General features: G+C 60.7%; 17 protein-coding genes. 9 read left to right on the forward strand and 8 right to left on the reverse strand.

Annotation, left to right across the window (positions count from 1 at the left end; translation table 11 throughout):
- Positions 1-127 precede the first annotated feature (127 nt).
- On the forward strand, positions 128-832 hold the full coding sequence (locus PSH96_RS29610; RefSeq protein ID WP_370694367.1) for a methyl-accepting chemotaxis protein: 705 nt from the start codon (positions 128-130) through the stop codon (positions 830-832).
- A 58-nt stretch (positions 833-890) separates the two neighbouring features.
- Here the strand turns inward: PSH96_RS29610 and PSH96_RS15295 are convergent, their stop codons facing one another.
- Both PSH96_RS15295 and PSH96_RS15300 read right to left on the reverse strand, forming a co-directional pair.
- Positions 891-1,652, reverse strand: coding sequence for a nucleotidyltransferase domain-containing protein (locus tag PSH96_RS15295; protein WP_305453693.1), 762 nt, complete (start codon positions 1,650-1,652; stop codon positions 891-893).
- Positions 1,649-2,128, reverse strand: coding sequence for an ATP-binding protein (locus tag PSH96_RS15300; protein ID WP_305453694.1), 480 nt, complete (start codon positions 2,126-2,128; stop codon positions 1,649-1,651). The genes PSH96_RS15295 and PSH96_RS15300 overlap by 4 nt, the downstream gene beginning before the upstream one ends.
- Positions 2,129-2,251: 123 nt before the next feature.
- Between PSH96_RS15300 and PSH96_RS15305 the strand changes: the two genes are divergently transcribed.
- The 3 genes from PSH96_RS15305 to PSH96_RS15315 all read left to right on the forward strand — a co-directional run bounded on the left by PSH96_RS15305 (position 2,252) and on the right by PSH96_RS15315 (position 4,605).
- Complete coding sequence (locus PSH96_RS15305; RefSeq protein ID WP_305453695.1) at positions 2,252-2,764, forward strand: GNAT family N-acetyltransferase; 513 nt, start codon at positions 2,252-2,254, stop codon at positions 2,762-2,764.
- Between the two features lie 126 nt (positions 2,765-2,890).
- Complete coding sequence (locus PSH96_RS15310) at positions 2,891-3,316, forward strand: DUF2231 domain-containing protein (protein WP_305453696.1); 426 nt, start codon at positions 2,891-2,893, stop codon at positions 3,314-3,316.
- Positions 3,313-4,605, forward strand: coding sequence for a sorbosone dehydrogenase family protein (locus tag PSH96_RS15315; protein WP_305453697.1), 1,293 nt, complete (start codon positions 3,313-3,315; stop codon positions 4,603-4,605). Before PSH96_RS15310 ends, PSH96_RS15315 begins: the two co-directional genes overlap by 4 nt.
- A 137-nt stretch (positions 4,606-4,742) precedes the next feature.
- Here the strand turns inward: PSH96_RS15315 and PSH96_RS15320 are convergent, their stop codons facing one another.
- Together PSH96_RS15320 and PSH96_RS15325 are read right to left on the reverse strand one after the other, a co-directional pair.
- Positions 4,743-6,146 carry an MFS transporter gene (locus tag PSH96_RS15320; protein WP_305453698.1) on the reverse strand — a complete coding sequence of 468 codons (1,404 nt, stop codon included), beginning with the start codon at positions 6,144-6,146 and terminating at the stop codon, positions 4,743-4,745.
- Between the two features lie 143 nt (positions 6,147-6,289).
- Entirely contained in the window at positions 6,290-6,820 is a 531-nt protein-coding gene (locus tag PSH96_RS15325; protein WP_305453699.1) for a GNAT family N-acetyltransferase, read from the reverse strand.
- Between the two features lie 153 nt (positions 6,821-6,973).
- Here PSH96_RS15325 and proP point away from each other — a divergent pair, with 153 nt between their 5' ends.
- Together proP and PSH96_RS15335 are read left to right on the forward strand one after the other, a co-directional pair.
- Positions 6,974-8,476: a glycine betaine/L-proline transporter ProP gene (gene proP, locus PSH96_RS15330; RefSeq protein ID WP_017138953.1), complete on the forward strand. Its 1,503-nt coding sequence runs from the start codon at positions 6,974-6,976 to the stop codon at positions 8,474-8,476.
- A 52-nt stretch (positions 8,477-8,528) separates the two neighbouring features.
- Positions 8,529-9,035 (forward strand): GAF domain-containing protein, encoded by a 507-nt coding sequence (locus PSH96_RS15335; RefSeq protein WP_305453700.1) that lies wholly within the window; start codon positions 8,529-8,531, stop codon positions 9,033-9,035.
- Here PSH96_RS15335 and PSH96_RS15340 read toward each other — a convergent pair.
- Complete coding sequence (locus PSH96_RS15340) at positions 9,010-9,927, reverse strand: AraC family transcriptional regulator (RefSeq protein WP_305453701.1); 918 nt, start codon at positions 9,925-9,927, stop codon at positions 9,010-9,012. The two genes, PSH96_RS15335 and PSH96_RS15340, sit on opposite strands and share 26 nt — an antisense overlap.
- 166 nt (positions 9,928-10,093) lie before the next feature.
- Between PSH96_RS15340 and PSH96_RS15345 the strand changes: the two genes are divergently transcribed.
- Together PSH96_RS15345 and PSH96_RS15350 are read left to right on the forward strand one after the other, a co-directional pair.
- Positions 10,094-11,116 carry an alpha/beta hydrolase gene (locus PSH96_RS15345; protein WP_305453702.1) on the forward strand — a complete coding sequence of 341 codons (1,023 nt, stop codon included), beginning with the start codon at positions 10,094-10,096 and terminating at the stop codon, positions 11,114-11,116.
- The gene (locus tag PSH96_RS15350) at positions 11,116-12,303 is read left to right on the forward strand and encodes an MFS transporter (protein ID WP_305453703.1); all 1,188 of its coding nucleotides are present in this window, start codon (positions 11,116-11,118) and stop codon (positions 12,301-12,303) included. The genes PSH96_RS15345 and PSH96_RS15350 overlap by 1 nt, the downstream gene beginning before the upstream one ends.
- Here the strand turns inward: PSH96_RS15350 and PSH96_RS15355 are convergent.
- On the reverse strand, positions 12,296-13,117 hold the full coding sequence (locus PSH96_RS15355; RefSeq protein ID WP_305453705.1) for a helix-turn-helix domain-containing protein: 822 nt from the start codon (positions 13,115-13,117) through the stop codon (positions 12,296-12,298). The genes PSH96_RS15350 and PSH96_RS15355 overlap by 8 nt on opposite strands.
- A 97-nt stretch (positions 13,118-13,214) precedes the next feature.
- On the opposite strand from PSH96_RS15355, the gene PSH96_RS15360 reads away from it, so the two are divergent.
- Positions 13,215-14,426: an MFS transporter gene (locus PSH96_RS15360; protein WP_017138958.1), complete on the forward strand. Its 1,212-nt coding sequence runs from the start codon at positions 13,215-13,217 to the stop codon at positions 14,424-14,426.
- Between the two features lie 205 nt (positions 14,427-14,631).
- On the opposite strand, the gene PSH96_RS15365 is transcribed toward PSH96_RS15360, so the two are convergent.
- Both PSH96_RS15365 and PSH96_RS15370 read right to left on the reverse strand, forming a co-directional pair.
- Positions 14,632-15,057, reverse strand: a complete 426-nt coding sequence (locus PSH96_RS15365) for an MAPEG family protein (RefSeq protein WP_305453706.1) — start codon at positions 15,055-15,057, stop codon at positions 14,632-14,634.
- A complete protein-coding gene (locus tag PSH96_RS15370; protein ID WP_305453707.1) occupies positions 15,050-15,355 on the reverse strand; it encodes a DUF2834 domain-containing protein in 306 nt (101 codons plus the stop codon). The genes PSH96_RS15365 and PSH96_RS15370 overlap by 8 nt, the downstream gene beginning before the upstream one ends.
- Positions 15,356-15,408: the final 53 nt, after the last annotated feature.

A 15,408-nucleotide genomic window follows, 5' to 3' on the forward strand; every position in this document is an offset into this window, starting at 1 on the left:
TATTGGCGCAGCCTCCACCAATCTTCAGGACGCGTCACGGGTCAACAGCGAAGTGGCGCACAACATGAACGAAGCCGCCGGGCGCCAGCGTGAGGCGGTGGAATTGGTGTCTACCGCGTTCAACGAAATGGTCGCCACCGCCAACGAGGTCGCGCGTTCGTGCAGTGGCGCGGCGGAGTCGGCCGAGAACGGCCATCGCCGTGTGGCCGAAGGTAAACAGCAGATCGAAGTCACCACCGATAACGTCAACCGCCTGGGCCGCCGCCTGACCGAGTCATCCCAGGCCATGGTCGAGCTGGAAGCCGGCAGCCGCAGCATCAACCAGATCCTTGGCACCATTCGCGCCATCGCCGAACAGACCAACCTGCTGGCCCTCAACGCCGCCATCGAAGCCGCCCGCGCCGGCGATCAGGGCCGTGGTTTTGCCGTGGTGGCCGACGAAGTGCGCGCACTGGCCAAGCGCACCTCCGACTCCACCAGCGAGATCGAGCAACTGCTCGGCACCCTCGGCAGCAAGACCGAAGAAGTCACCCAGAAGATGAGCAGTTGCCTGGACCTGTCCCGCGCCAGCGTGTCGTCCATCGAAAACGCGCGGGACAGTTTCGAGGGCATCCAGTTGTCGGTGAACGAGATCCGCGACCAGAACCTGCAGATTTCCGCCGCCGCCGAGGAACAACACAGCGTGGCCGAAGAGATCAACCGGCATATCCAGCAGATCTATGACGAGGCAAGGTTGGTGGAGAGCCTGGCCAATGCTGCGCAGGATGATTCGGGGCGGTTATCGAGCCTGTCGCAGGAGCTGAATGGCCTGGTGGGGCGCTTTAAATCCTAATGTGCGCAGCGTAGGCAAAGTGAGCCTGAGTGCCAAATTACCTATCTATGCCTGCTGTCTATACCTGCTGTGAAACCATCCACGCGATAAAGGTTTGCAGTCGCACGCTGAAGGGCTCGCCCTCGGCACTTGGGTTGCGCGCCTCGAATAGGAAATACGCGATCTGGATGCGCATCGCGGGGTGGTGCTGTACGAACAAGGCAACGTGCTCTTCGAGGGTGTACGGCCAGGGCGCGTCGGGGGTGCGCAATGTGTTGGTCACTCGAATCAGTTTGCGAGCCGCTTCGCGTTGCAGCCGCAGGCGTTCGGTTGAAGTATTGGCCTGATGGATGAGGTTGAGATAGCCGCTCAACACGGATTCAAAATCACCATTCAACGCCAGGGCGATTTCGCGCGAAGGCTGGAAGCGTTCAAAGCGCAGCGAAAGATCCTCGCCCCACACACAACGGCAATGATGCTTGAGCCAGAAACCCCATTTATTCGCGTTTTCGGGCGCCAGCACTTCGGCGCGGTGGCCGATATCGAAGTCGATCTTGGTGACCTCCGGGTGGCGTTGCTCCAGGCTCTGGCGCAGCGCTTCCAGGTGGGCCAATACCGATGCATCCGGCGGTTCGAGCAGAATCAGGCTAAGGTCCAGGTCCGATTCGCCGGGGCTTGCTTCGCCCCTGGCGACACTGCCATACACATAAATGCCGTCCAGCCCAGACGGGGAGAGGCTGGCGATGACGTCCGCCAGCAGCGGCTCAAACTCAGGCTGGAAGGCGGCATTGTCGAGCGTCAGCACACAGCCCTGGGCATCCACACCGGTCACCGTACTCATGGGCGATGCACCTCAATCACCAGGCCTTCGGCCTCACTCGGTACACAGAAATGGCGGGTGATCAGGTCAAACTCGGCGTCGGTGGCGGCGAAATCATGCTCACCCTGGGCATTGCGCGCATGTAAACGGCTGCGGCAGGTGGCGTCATCCAGCTCCAAATAGTGCAGGCAGTGCGGCGCTTGCGCAGCCTGGCCCAAACTCAGCAGCCACTCGCGATTAGCCAGCGTATTGGCCGGGAAGTCCAACACCACGCTGATGCCCGATTGCAGCACGTTGATCACCAACGGCCCGAGCACACCCCGAATACGCTGGGCGCAGCTCACGTAATCGGCAATCGAGAGGACTTCGCCGGGGTAAAGTGTGGCGAGCCAATGGTCTTCGCTCAACAGGATGGCGGCGTGTTCAGCGGCCAACGTGTTGGCCAGGGTGGATTTGCCGGAGGCGATCTTGCCGCACAGCAGGTGCAGGGTTGGCATGGACACGGCTCCTTTTGTCAGGCCCTGAAGCATGCCAGTTTTCAGTGCTCTGCATAATAAGAACCTATTCTGTAACAGTGAATGGGCACCCTGGTTTCGATAAATTACCGACAAGAGATGGTTATGATTCGTGATGCATTGCCCAAGGACGCCAAGCACATCGCTCAGGTGCATGTGCGCAGTTGGCAGCAGGCTTACGTGGACCTGATGCCGGCAGATTTTCTAGCCTCGCTGACCACAACATTGCCGCAGAAGGAGGCTCACTGGGCGCGTTCAATTGAAAGCCAGGAGGCAGAAACTTTAGTCGCCGACGTGGATGGCAACGTTATCGGCTGGCTGTCGATGGGCCGCTGCCGTGATGCGGACACGCCCGAGGCGACATCCGGAGAGGTCATGGCTATCTACGTGTTGGCCGACTATTGGGGCCAGGGTATCGGCGCGCAATTGTGGCAGGCGGGTTTCCAGCGTTTGGTTGACCAGGGTTTTAAACGCATTTCTTTATGGGTTTTAGCCGCAAACCAAAGAGCCGTTCGTTTCTATACAAGCCTTGGCGGCACTGAAGAACCCGGCAGCCGTCGCACGCTGGTGCGCGGTGGCGTAACGCTGGAAGAGGTGCGCTATGTATGGCCCCGTTAAGCCCCGGTCAAACCCTCAAATAATATTTCGACACGAATTACGCTGAACTATCCGCCAGGCTCTACGCTCCTTCCCTATGCGCTGCCCCGCCCCGGGGCGTTGGATAAAACAAGGAGCCGCGACCCCATGACCACCCGTCCCGCCTACCCACTCGTCAGGCCTGGCCCGCTGCATTCGACCCTGTTGGCCGGCACCGTGCCGTTGTTTCTGGGCGCGTTGCTCAGTGACATCGCCTACGGCCAGACCTATCAGATCCAATGGGCCAACTTCGCCTCCTGGCTGATCGCCGGAGCCTTGGTGTTTTGTGGCTTTGCATTGTTGTTCGCGCTGGTCAACCTGGTGCGTGCCGAGCATAAAGGCGGACGCCCCGCCGCGTACTTCCTGCTGTTGCTGATCACCTGGGTACTCGGGCTGGTCAACGCGTTTCAGCATGCCAAGGACGCCTACGCCATGATGCCTGTGGGCCTGGTGCTGTCGGTGATCGTGACAGTTCTGGCGATCGTTGCCACGTGGATCGGCCTGACCAACCTGCGCTCGGGAGCTGCCAAATGAACCCACTCAATACACTGACCTTACTGAGCGCGGCCCTGCTGCTGAGCGCCTGTGGCGACGCCGGCGACAAGACCCAGGCACGTGGCCCCGACCCCAAATTGCCCGCGCAACAAAGCAGCCTGCTGCCGAGCATGAAGATTGCCGAGCCGACACCGTGGGGCGAGCAAAAACCCACAGTGCCCCAGGGCTACAGCGTCACCGCTATCGCCACCGACCTGGCCATTCCACGGCAAACCCTGGTGCTGCCCAACGGCGATATCCTCGTCGCCGAAGGCCGTGGCGGCAGTGCGGCCAAGCTCAAGCCCAAAGATGTGATCGCCAGCGTGATCAAGGCCCAGGGCAACACCAAGGTCAAAAGCGGTAACCGTATCACGTTGCTGCGCGATGCCGACGGTGACGGCCAATACGAGCTCAAAACCGTGTTTGCCGACAACCTCAACGCGCCCTATGGCCTGGCTTTCGCCGACGGCAAGCTGTACGTGGCCAACCAGGATGCCCTGGTGCGCTTCGACTATACCGACGGCCAAACCAAAGCCAGCGGCGCGCCAACCAAAATCACCGACCTGCCGGCGCAGATCAACCATCACTGGACCAAATCCCTGGCCGTCAGCGAAGACGGGCGCCAGCTCTATGTGGGCATCGGCTCCAACAGCAACATCACCGAGCGCGGCATGGAAGTGGAAATCGACCGCGCCATGGTCTGGCAGATCGACGCGGCCACCGGCGCACACAAGCCCTATGCCACCGGCCTGCGCAACCCGACCGCGCTGACCATTCAGCCGGGCTCGGGGCAATTGTGGACGGTGGTCAACGAACGCGATGAACTCGGCCCCGACCTGGTGCCGGACTACCTCACCTCGGTACGCGAAGGCGCCTTTTACGGCTGGCCCTACAGCTACTGGGGCCAGAACGTCGACCCGCGCGCGCAACCGCAGAACCCGATGAAAGTCGCGGCCGCGATCAAGCCGGACTACAGCCTGGGCTCCCACGTTGCCGCACTCGGCGTGGATTTTTCGATCCCGGCCATGGGTGAACAATTTGCCGACGGCGTGTTTGTCGGCGAGCACGGCAGCTGGAACCGCGACAACCCGGTGGGCTACAAGGTGATCTTCGTACCGTTCAGCAACGGCAAGCCGGCTGGCGAACCGATTGATTTCGCCACCGGCTTTCGCGGCGATGACGGCAAGACCCGTGGCCGCCCGGTGGGCGTGACGGTGGACCCCAAAGGTGCGCTGATCATTGCCGATGACCTGGCCAACACCGTTTGGCGGGTGACGCGCAATAAATAACCGCCACTTAATCTTTTCACTGTGGCGAGGGAGCTTGCTCCCGCTGGGCTGCGAAGCGGCCCCTGCTCTTTGTTTCAAGAGCATAGGACTGCTTCGCAGTCCAACGGGAGCAAGCTCCCTCGCCACAGAGGATAGTTTTACAAATCCGTGATTTCCTTATGGCGCGGCACCAGCGCTTTCATCACGCTCCACGCCACCAGGTACGCCAGGGCACAGATCGCAAACATGATCATGTAGCCGGTATGAATGTCGTTGATGGACTTGTAGTAGTCGAACACCCAGCCACCGATCTTGGTCATCACCACACCGCCCAGGCCACCCGCCATCCCGCCGATGCCGACCACCGACGCCACGGTTTTTTGCGGGAACATATCCGACACGGTGGTGAAGATGTTGCACGACCACGCCTGGTGCGCCGAGGCGCCCACGCCGATCAGTAACACCGGCACCCAGAAGCTGAGGTAACCGAAGGGTTGCGCCAGCAACACCACCAGTGGGAACAGCGCGATCACCAGCATGGCTTTCATGCGGCCGTCATACGGGGCATCACCCCGTGCCATAAAGTAGCTGGGGAACCAACCGCCGCCGATACTGCCGACCATGGTCATGCTGTACAGCACGGCCAACGGCATCACGATATCCGCGCCTTTCATGTTGTATTGCGCCGACAGGTAAGTGGGCAGCCAAAACAGGAAAAACCACCACACGCCGTCGGTCATGAATTTGCCGAAGGCGAAGGCCCAGGTCTGGCGGTAGGTCAGCAACTTGAACCACGAGACTTTTTTTGGCGTCGCCCCTACAGGCTCAGGTGTGAAAGGCTGTACGGTCTGGTCACTGCGGATGTAGGCCAGTTCTTCGGCGGACAACCGCTTTTGCTGCTCCGGTTTTTCATAGAGCATCGACCACACCGCCACCCACACAAACCCGAGCATGCCGATCACGATAAACGCGGCTTCCCAGCCCCACATTCCGGCAATCAGCGGCACACAGATCGGCGCCAGGATCGCCCCCACGTTGGCGCCGGAGTTGAAGATGCCGGTGGCCAGGGAGCGTTCTTTCTTCGGGAAATATTCGGCGGTGGCCTTGATCGCAATCGGGAAGTTGCCCGCCTCGCCAATCGCCAGCACCGCGCGGGAGAGCATAAAGCCGGCAATCGATACCGGGATCACCGCCAGGCCGATGGCGGCGCTGAGCGAGGCAATCCCCGCCCCCATCGGCACCGAGAACGCATGCATGATCGCGCCGGTGGACCAGATGGCGATGGCCACCACATAGGCAGCCTTGGTGCCGATCTTGTCGACAAACCGCCCGGCAAACAGCATGGAAATCGCATAAACGAACTGGAACACCGCCGCGATGTTGGCGTAGTCGGTGTTGCTCCAGCCAAATTGGGTCGACAGTTGCGGCGCCAAGAGGCTCAGCACTTGGCGGTCGAGGTAGTTGACGGTGGTGGCAAAGAACAACATCGCGCAGATGGTCCAGCGATAGTTGCCGACGGCCTGGCCGACCCGGTGGGCGTTGATGGGCTCATTCAAATTCATGGCATCACTTTTTATTTTTGTTAGATAGGACATATGTAACGTCATATGTCGTCGTACAACTGCGACTTTTATAGCCGGGCGCCTTGGCGGTGTCAATCTGAAAGATTGCCGTTTATTCAGGTATTACACGGGCGTGCAAACAATCAGCGCAAAGTAGTTGTAGGACGACGAATGCTAAACACCCGACTAGGCGCCTTGCCCGGTACATCGTCGAGCAGGCCGTAGGGCTGCATGCCGAGCTTTTCCAACACACGGATCGACGCGGCGTGATCGGGTCGCACCAGGCCGAAAACCTCCGGCAGATTCAGTGTCTGGAAAGCCAGTGCCAAGGCATCCCGACCCAACTCGGTGGCGTAGCCCTGCCCCCAGGCCTCCACGGCGAAGCGATACCCCAGGTTGATGCGCCGCTCGGTCAGGTAATTAAGCGGCGCTATGCCGCCAAAACCGATGAGGTGTGCGGGCTGTTCCTTGCGAGCAATCGCCCACCAGCCATAACCTTGGGTGGCCCATTGTTCCAGCCAGTGATTGAGCACGCGCTGGGCGTGCTCCAGGCTGGCCATCGGCCCGGTAGGATTGAACAGGTTTGTCCGCGGGTCACCGAAGATCGCGAATAATCGCTGCACATCGTTGGCTTCTGGCTTGCGATAGATCAGCCGTGAGGAGGTGTCAGGCATGTGCACAATTCCGTCTTGAAGCCATAAAGTTCAACCCATCTGCAAAAAAACGCAAATAGCGGTGAATTATTTGGTGTCGGCTTGTATCTGAAGTGACAGAGCGGTGCCATCGCAACGATGGCACCTCCCCTGTTCAGTTTTAGAGTGACCCGCATGAAATTACGTAAGAAAAGCGTCAAACCCATTGGTTTGAAAGACATCACCATCGTCGACGATACCAAGGTGCGCAAGGCGATCACCGCCGCCGCGCTGGGTAATGCCATGGAATGGTTCGACTTTGGTGTCTACGGGTTCGTCGCCTACGTGCTTGGCAAGGTGTTCTTCCCCGACGCCTCGCCCAGCGTACAAATGATCGCTGCCTTGGGTACCTTCTCCGTGCCCTTCCTGATTCGCCCGCTGGGCGGCCTGTTCTTCGGTGCCCTGGGCGACAAATACGGGCGGCAGAAAGTGTTGGCCGCCACCATCGTGATCATGTCCCTGAGCACCTTCGCCATCGGCCTGATCCCCGGCTACGCCTCGATAGGCATCTGGGCGCCGATCCTGCTGCTGTTGTGCAAAATGGCCCAGGGCTTCTCGGTGGGCGGTGAATACACCGGCGCCTCGATCTTTGTTGCCGAATACGCGCCGGACCGTAAACGCGGGTTCCTCGGCAGCTGGCTGGACTTCGGCTCCATCGCCGGCTTCGTGCTCGGTGCCGGTGTCGTGGTGCTGATCTCGACGATCCTCGGTGAAGCCGACTTCGAGGCCTGGGGCTGGCGCCTGCCGTTCTTCCTGGCCCTGCCGCTGGGCATCATCGGCCTCTACCTGCGTCACGCGCTGGAAGAAACCCCGGCCTTCCAGCAGCACATGGACAAGCTCGAACAAGGCGACCGCCAAGGCCTGACCCACGGCCCCAAAGTCTCCTTCAAGGAAGTCGCCACCCAGCACTGGCGCAGCCTGCTGACCTGCATCGGTATCGTCGCGGCCACTAACGTGACGTACTACATGCTGCTCACCTATATGCCCAGCTACCTGTCGCATAACCTGCATTACAAAGAAAACAGCGGTGTGCTGATCATCATCGCGATCATGGTCGGCATGCTGTTTGTGCAACCGTTCATTGGTTTTGTGAGTGACAAGATCGGCCGCAAGCCCTTCATCATCGCCGGCAGCGTGGGCCTGCTGTTCCTGTCCATTCCGGCGTTCATGCTGATCACCAGCGGCAAGATCGGCCTGATCTTCGCCGGCCTGTTGATCCTGGCGGTGGTCCTCAACTTCTTCATCGGCGTAATGGCCTCGACCCTGCCGGCGATGTTCCCCACGCACCTGCGCTACAGCGCACTGGCCAGTGCCTTCAACGTCTCGGTATTGATCGCCGGTGTCACCCCCACCGCCGTGGCGTGGCTGGTGGAAAGCACCAACGACCTGTTCATGCCCGCCTACTACCTGATGGTGTTTGCCGTGGTTGGCCTGATCACCGGCCTGACCATGAAGGAAACCGCCAACAAGCCACTGCGCGGCGCCGCGCCTGCGGCCTCGGACATGGCAGAAGCCAAGGAAATACTGCAAGAACACCACGACAACATCGAGCAGAAGATCGAAGACATCGACACTCAGATTGCCGAACTGGAAGCCAAGCGCCAGAACCTGGTGCAGCAGCACCCACGCATCAACTGACTACTGACCTGGTGTGGCGGCCCCTGCCGCCATGCCTTTGGAGTGCCTGAGCATGGTTCCAAGCGTCACCGCAGCACATTCGCTACTCAGCGCCGACGAACGCGCTGCCATCGCCGAAATAGAAGCCACCACCAGCATCCTGCAACTGGTTACCCGCCTGACCGGCATGCGCTTTGCCGGCATCGCCAAATTCACCGACCTTGAGTGGGTCGTCTGTTCGGTGCATGACACGGCCGACATGGGCATTCATGTCGACGACGTGCTCGACCTCGAGACCACACTGTGCAGTGAGTTCTGCATTAACCCGCAGACCCTGTTCATCCCGCAGATCAGCCACAACGGCCGCTTCGCCGCGCGCCCGGTGGTCAAGCAGTTCGCCATCGAAAGCTACGCCGGTGCGCCGATCTTCTTGCCCGATGGACGCCTGTTCGGCGCGTTGTGCGCACTGGATTCGCGCGCGATGCTGTTTGAAGACCCCAATCTGCCGGAAACCCTGAGCCTGTTTGCGCGGCTGATCGGCTGTATTTTCTTCGCTAACTTGAGCTCGGCTGATCAGTGAGCTTGCCGCGCAAGGCGGCTATGTCGCGCTTGGGCGGCACACCGAACAGCCGGCTGTACTCGCGACTGAACTGTGACGGGCTTTCATAGCCCACCTTGAACGCCGCACTGGACACGTCTTGATGTTCATTGAGCATCAAGCGCCGCGCCTCATTCAAACGCAGCCATTTCTGATACTGCAGAGGGCTCATCGCCGTCAGGTGGCGAAAGTGATGGTGAAAGGTGGCTGCGCTCATCTGCACCCGCGCGGCCAACTCCTCCACCCGCAGCGGCACGGTGTAATTGAGCTTCAGCCAATCGATCGCCTTGGCGATCCGATAACCCTGCCCGTCAACGGCGCAGATCCGGCGCAGGCGCCCGGCCTGGTCGGTCTTTAACAGCCGGTAGTGGATCTCACGCTGAATCAACGGCGCGAGTACCGGTATTGCCTCGGGCTCGTCCAGCAAAGCGACCAAACGCGCGAACGCCGCCAGCATGCCTTCGGTGACCGTGCCGATGCCCACCCCTTTCATCACCGCCCGCTCCCGAGTGGGTGGCAACTCACTCTGGGCGATCAGCTCGGCAAGGATGCGCAGGTCCAGTTTGAAGGTCAGGCCCAGGCAGGGTCGGGTCGGGCTGGCGACCAGCACTTCGGAGTTGGCCGGAATATCCAGAGACGTCAGCAGAAATCGCGTCGGGTCATAGGGGTAGCCTTCACCGCCGACCCACAGTTGTTTTTCACCCTGGACCACCAGCACAACACACGGCTCGACCATGCACACCACCGGCGCTGCCGGCTGCTCACGCCGATAAAAGCCCAGGCCCGGGACTGGCATAGGGTAGTCGCCGGGCGCCGCGACCTGCGCGTTGATCGCTTGGATCAAGGTGTTCAGGGGCAATTGATTAATCGTCATAAAAGGCTCTTTTAACGCGTGACCGAACTGTACCGCGCACCGCAGGCAAGTGTCGCCGACAACCCACAAGACTCAGAGGATCAGGCAAGTAATCCACTGGAACGCACTACAGAACGCCGGCCCATGCCGGGAAAATGCGCGGACCGACCTCATCTGGGATCACGCCATGAAAAGCCTTTTGCTCGCCCTGAGCGTGCTGCTGACGTCTTTTTCTTCATTGGGAGCCGATATGTCCAACGGTGCTGACAACTTCTACAAAAGCGACAACGTGACGGTGCAAAACGTCACCTTCAACAACCAATACGGCATGGCGGTCGCGGGCCATTTGTTCATGCCGAAAAACCTCGCCCCCGGCGCAAAAAACGCAGCCCTTGTGGTTGGGCACCCGATGGGCGCCGTCAAAGAGCAAAGCGCAGACCTCTACGCCACCAAAATGGCCGAACAAGGCTTCGTCACCTTGTCTCTGGACTTGTCATTCTGGGGCGACAGCGCAGGCTCACCACGCAATGCGGTGCTGCCCGACCTCTACGTCGAGGACTTCAGCGCCGCCGTGGATTTCCTCGGCACCCGCCCGCAGGTTGATCGCGAGCGCATCGGTGTGATCGGTATTTGCGGCAGCGGCAGCTTCGCCATCGCCGCCGCGAAGATCGACCCACGCTTGAAGGCCATCGCAACCGTGAGCATGTACGACATGGGTGCGGCCAACCGCAATGGCCTCAAACATAGCGTGACGCTGGCGCAACGTCAGCAACTGCTGCGCCAGGCCGCCAACCAGCGCTATGTAGAATTCCAGGGCGGCGAGACCGTCTACACCGGCGGCACGCCAGCCACGCTCACCGGCGATGCGGTGGGTGATGAGTTCTACGATTTCTACCGTACGGCGCGCGGCGAATTCACACCCGTCGGCGGCTCACCGCAAACCACCACGCGGCCGACCCTGACCAGTAATGTGAAGTTCCTGAACTTCTACCCCTTCAACGATATCGAGACGCTCTCCCCTCGCCCGCTGTTATTGATCGCCGGCGCCGACGCGCACTCACGTGAGTTCAGTGAGGACGCCTACCAACGGGCGGCCGAGCCCAAGGAACTGGTGATCATCCCGGGCGCAGGCCATGTCGATCTTTACGACCGGGTCGATCTGATCCCTTTCGACAGACTCGCCACCTTCTTCAAAGGCCACTTGAAATAATGTCCGATAAACCACACATGCATAGCTGGGCAGCGGTGTTTGCGATGTCACTGGCGGCGTTCGCACTGGTAGCCTCCGAGTTCATGCCGGTAAGCCTGCTGACGCCGTTGGCCACCGACCTGCAGATTTCCGAAGGCCAGGCCGGCCAAGGCATCTCGGTGTCCGGCCTGTTCGCCCTGCTCACCAGTCTGGTCATCGCCGCCGTCGCTGCGCGGGTTGAGCGCAAGCGTCTGCTGTTGGCGCTGACCGTCCTGATGATCCTGTCTGGAACCGTAGTGGCGCTGGCGCCGAACTACCTGACGTTCATGCTCGGTCGCGCGCTGATCGGCGTGGCCATTGGCGGCTTCTGGTCGCTGTCGGCGGCGACCGCCATGCGCCTGGTGCCCACCGACCAAGTACCGCGCGCGTTGGCGATCGTGAATGGCGGCAACGCACTGGCGACGGTGATCGCGGCGCCCTTGGGCAGCTTTCTCGGCGCACTGATCGGTTGGCGTGGCGCATTTTTCTGCGTCGTGCCGGTGGCGGTAGCGGCTGGCCTATGGCTGCTGTTCAGCTTGCCAGCGATCAAGGTGCAAGGCCAAGCCAGGACTGGCAACGTGCTGCGCTTGTTCAAACAGACGCCTGTGGCCCTGGGCATGCTCGCCATCAGCGGCTTTTTCATGGGCCAGTTCATGCTGTTCACTTACCTGCGTCCGTTTCTGGAAAGCGTCACCCACGTCAGTACCGCCACACTCTCGTTGCTGCTGTTGGTGCTCGGCCTGGCCGGGCTGGCGGGCACTGTGCTGATAGAGCGCGTCCTGAAAAACCGCCTGTACCCTGTGCTGATGGCCATTCCATTGATCATGGCGGGGATTGCCGTGGCCCTGGTGGCCTTCGGCGGCTCGCCGATCACCACCGCCGTGTTGCTCGGTTGCTGGGGCTTCGTGGCGACCGCCGCGCCGGTGGGTTGGTGGACCTGGCTGGCGCAGGTGTTGCCGGACGATGCCGAGGCCGGCGGTGGATTGATGGTGGCGATCATTCAATTGGCGATTACTGCCGGTGCCACTGTCGGTGGTCTGGCGTTCGACCACAGCGGATATCAGGCGACCTTTGAACTCAGCGCAGCCACGTTGGGGCTGGCTGCGCTGCTGGCAGGCCTGGCTGCGCGGCACTCAGCGCCGGGGTTGATGGCCAGCCGCTCTACCTGAAAAACTGACTCGGCGTCTTGCCAAACTGCTTCTTGAACATGCTGGTAAAGGCGCTCGGGCTCTCGTAACCCAGTTCGATGGCGACATCGATAATCTTCTGCCCCACCGCAATGCGCTCCAGCGCCAGCAGCAACCGCGCCTGCTGGCGCCATTGGCCGAAGGTCAAGCCGGTTTCCTTGCGAAACAGACGCTGGATGGTCTTCTGGTCCAGCTCAAGCCGCCCACTCCAATCCTCCACCGTCGACGCATCCCCAGGGTCCTGCTGCAGCGCCAGGCAAATCCGGTTGATACGCGGGTCGCCCGGTTGTGGCAACGACAGCGGCAACGCCGGCAGAATCGCCAGCTCATCGAGGATCAGGTGCATGATCCGCGCATCGCGTGAGTCCTCGGCATACGGCGGTTTCAAACTCACCGACGCCTTGATCAGCTCACTCAGTAACGGTGAAACGCTCACCGCTTTGGCCTCGGTCGGCAGGTTCGGGAATGCATCGGGACGCACAAACACACTGCGCATTTTCAACGGGCCTACACAGCGCAACGAGTGGACCTGCCCGCACGGCATCCAGAAGCCACGATTGGCCGGCACCGTCCACTGGTTGTGCGCCGAGTGCACCACCATCACGCCCTCGATGGCGTAGAGTAACTGGTGCTTTTCGTGGCTATGCTCGGGGATCACCCAGTTTTCAGGGTAATCGGTGGCGGAACTGATCACAGCCCAGTCGCCTGCGTCGATTTCCTGCAAAAATTCATTCAGTGGTTTGATCATTTCGCCCTTTTTGCGACAGTTGCCTCCCGAATTTCGTGAGACAGGCATTGGCACCGAATTTAGCATAACCGCTGAAACAATTAGAAATGGGTGACGAGCTCAAGTACTCGCCACCTCAGTTTGCTGCCCTGTATGGAATGCCTGCATGACGACCGTCACCGCGTCACCCGCCGCTGCAACCACTACACCCCAAGTGAGCCCCTTGGTCATGCGCGTCCTCGGCGCCTGCGCCCTGGCCCACCTGATCAATGACCTGATCCAGGCCGTGCTGCCCTCGATCTACCCGATGCTCAAGGCCAACTACGGGCTGAGCTTCACCCAGGTGGGCCTGATCACCCTGACCTTCCAACTGACCGCCTCGCTGCTGCAACCCTGGATCGGCTACCACACCGACCGCCATCCCAAGCCCTGGCTGCTGCCGGCCGGCATGGTGTGCACCTTGATCGGCATTCTGATGCTGGCGTTTGTCGGCACCTTCCCGGCGATTTTGCTGGCGGCGGCCCTGGTGGGCGTCGGCTCGTCGACCTTTCACCCGGAAACCTCGCGCGTCGCACGCCTGGCTTCCGGCGGGCGTTATGGCCTGGCGCAATCGACCTTCCAGGTTGGCGGCAACACCGGCAGCGCCTTCGGCCCGTTGCTGGCGGCGGCGATCATCATTCCTTACGGCCAAAGCCATATCGCCTGGTTCGGGCTGTTCGCCGTGTTTGCGATTCTGGTGCTCTATGGCCTGAGCCGCTGGTACCGCAACCACCTCAACCTGTTCAAGCTCAAGCAAGGTGGCAAGGCGACTCACGGCCTGTCCAAAGGCCGCGTGACCTTTGCCCTGGTGGTGCTGGCGCTGCTGGTGTTCTCCAAATACTTCTACATGACCAGCCTGACCAGCTACTTCACCTTCTACCTGATCGAGAAGTTCCAGCTGTCGGTGGCCAGTTCGCAGATGTACCTGTTCCTGTTCCTTGGCGCGGTGGCCGTGGGCACCTTCGCCGGTGGCCCGATTGGCGACAAGATCGGGCGCAAGAAAGTCATCTGGTTCTCGATCCTCGGCGCTGCGCCCTTCACCCTGGCCCTGCCCTACGTCGACCTGTTCTGGACCGCCGTACTCAGCGTGGTCATCGGCTTTATCATCGCCTCGGCCTTCTCGGCCATCGTGGTCTTCGCCCAGGAACTGGTGCCGGGCAATGTGGGGATGATCGCCGGTATCTTCTTTGGCCTGATGTTCGGTTTCAGCGGGATTGGCGCCGCGTTGCTGGGCTTGCTCGCCGATAACCACGGCATTGAGTACGTCTACAAGATCTGCTCGTTCCTGCCACTGGCGGGCATCCTCACGATATTGCTGCCCTCGACCAAAGGCGTTTAGCACTCCGAAAAACCTGGGTGTGCGCTTACAGTCGCGATTGACAGCACACACCCAGGCAGCCCGGCACGACATGACGCTCGACCCTCCTGCGTTCTGACCATCGCGCCCTTGATCTGCAAGCACCACGCCTGTTGGCGCACGTCTCGCAGGCCCAGCCTGGCGGGCGCGACAGCATTCGTCTGGTGGACCAGACCGGCACGTTCGGCTAAAGGTCGTAATGCACCGCCACACTGACGCAGAGACCGAAGAGGCAGGCCACGCCCACCGCATACGCCAGCGTACGCCAGGGTTGCAGCCCTGCCAGATAGGTCACCGTGTGCGCCAACCGGGCCAGGGTAAACACGCCAAAGAGCCAACCCGTGACACCCTGGGAACTCCCCAGCGCCACACACAATCCGCCCAGCACAAAAAACAGCGGGATATTTTCCAGGTCATTGGCCCACGCCCTTTGCGCCCTCACAACCTGCGGCAATTCTTGCGGCTGCGCCATGCGGCTGAAGAATGCCGCATCTTCAAGGTGGGTGAACGCCCGCCGCCGAATCCGCCAAAAACCCTGGTAGCAGGAAACCGCAAACATCTTCAGGCACAGCACCAGCACGCAGCCTGCGTAGATAGCCAGCAGGTCATTCATCGCGCAGCCCATTGACGACGATATAAAGCAACGGCCCCACCGAAACAAACACCGCCGTCAGCGCGAAATACGGCAGTACAGACACGACTGAACGCCCGCGCCCACGCGTATCCCGATACATCCACACACACGCCAGCACCGCCATCAGGTACAGGTCGATCACCACCTGTGCGGTGTCCGGCCGCGACATCAATTGCCGCCCGAAAGCCAGCAGTGATTGCTCGGCGGTGAGCATCGTCGCCAGCGTATAGAGTGAAAATCCAACTAACCCGACCAGGGCAATAGAGGGTCTGTGCATGGTCTCTTCCTTGAAGTGAATGAAGCTCACGATAGTGATAAGGTCTTGGCCCT

This window comes from Pseudomonas sp. FP2338 (assembly GCF_030687515.1).
GTDB lineage: Bacteria > Pseudomonadota > Gammaproteobacteria > Pseudomonadales > Pseudomonadaceae > Aquipseudomonas > Aquipseudomonas salomonii.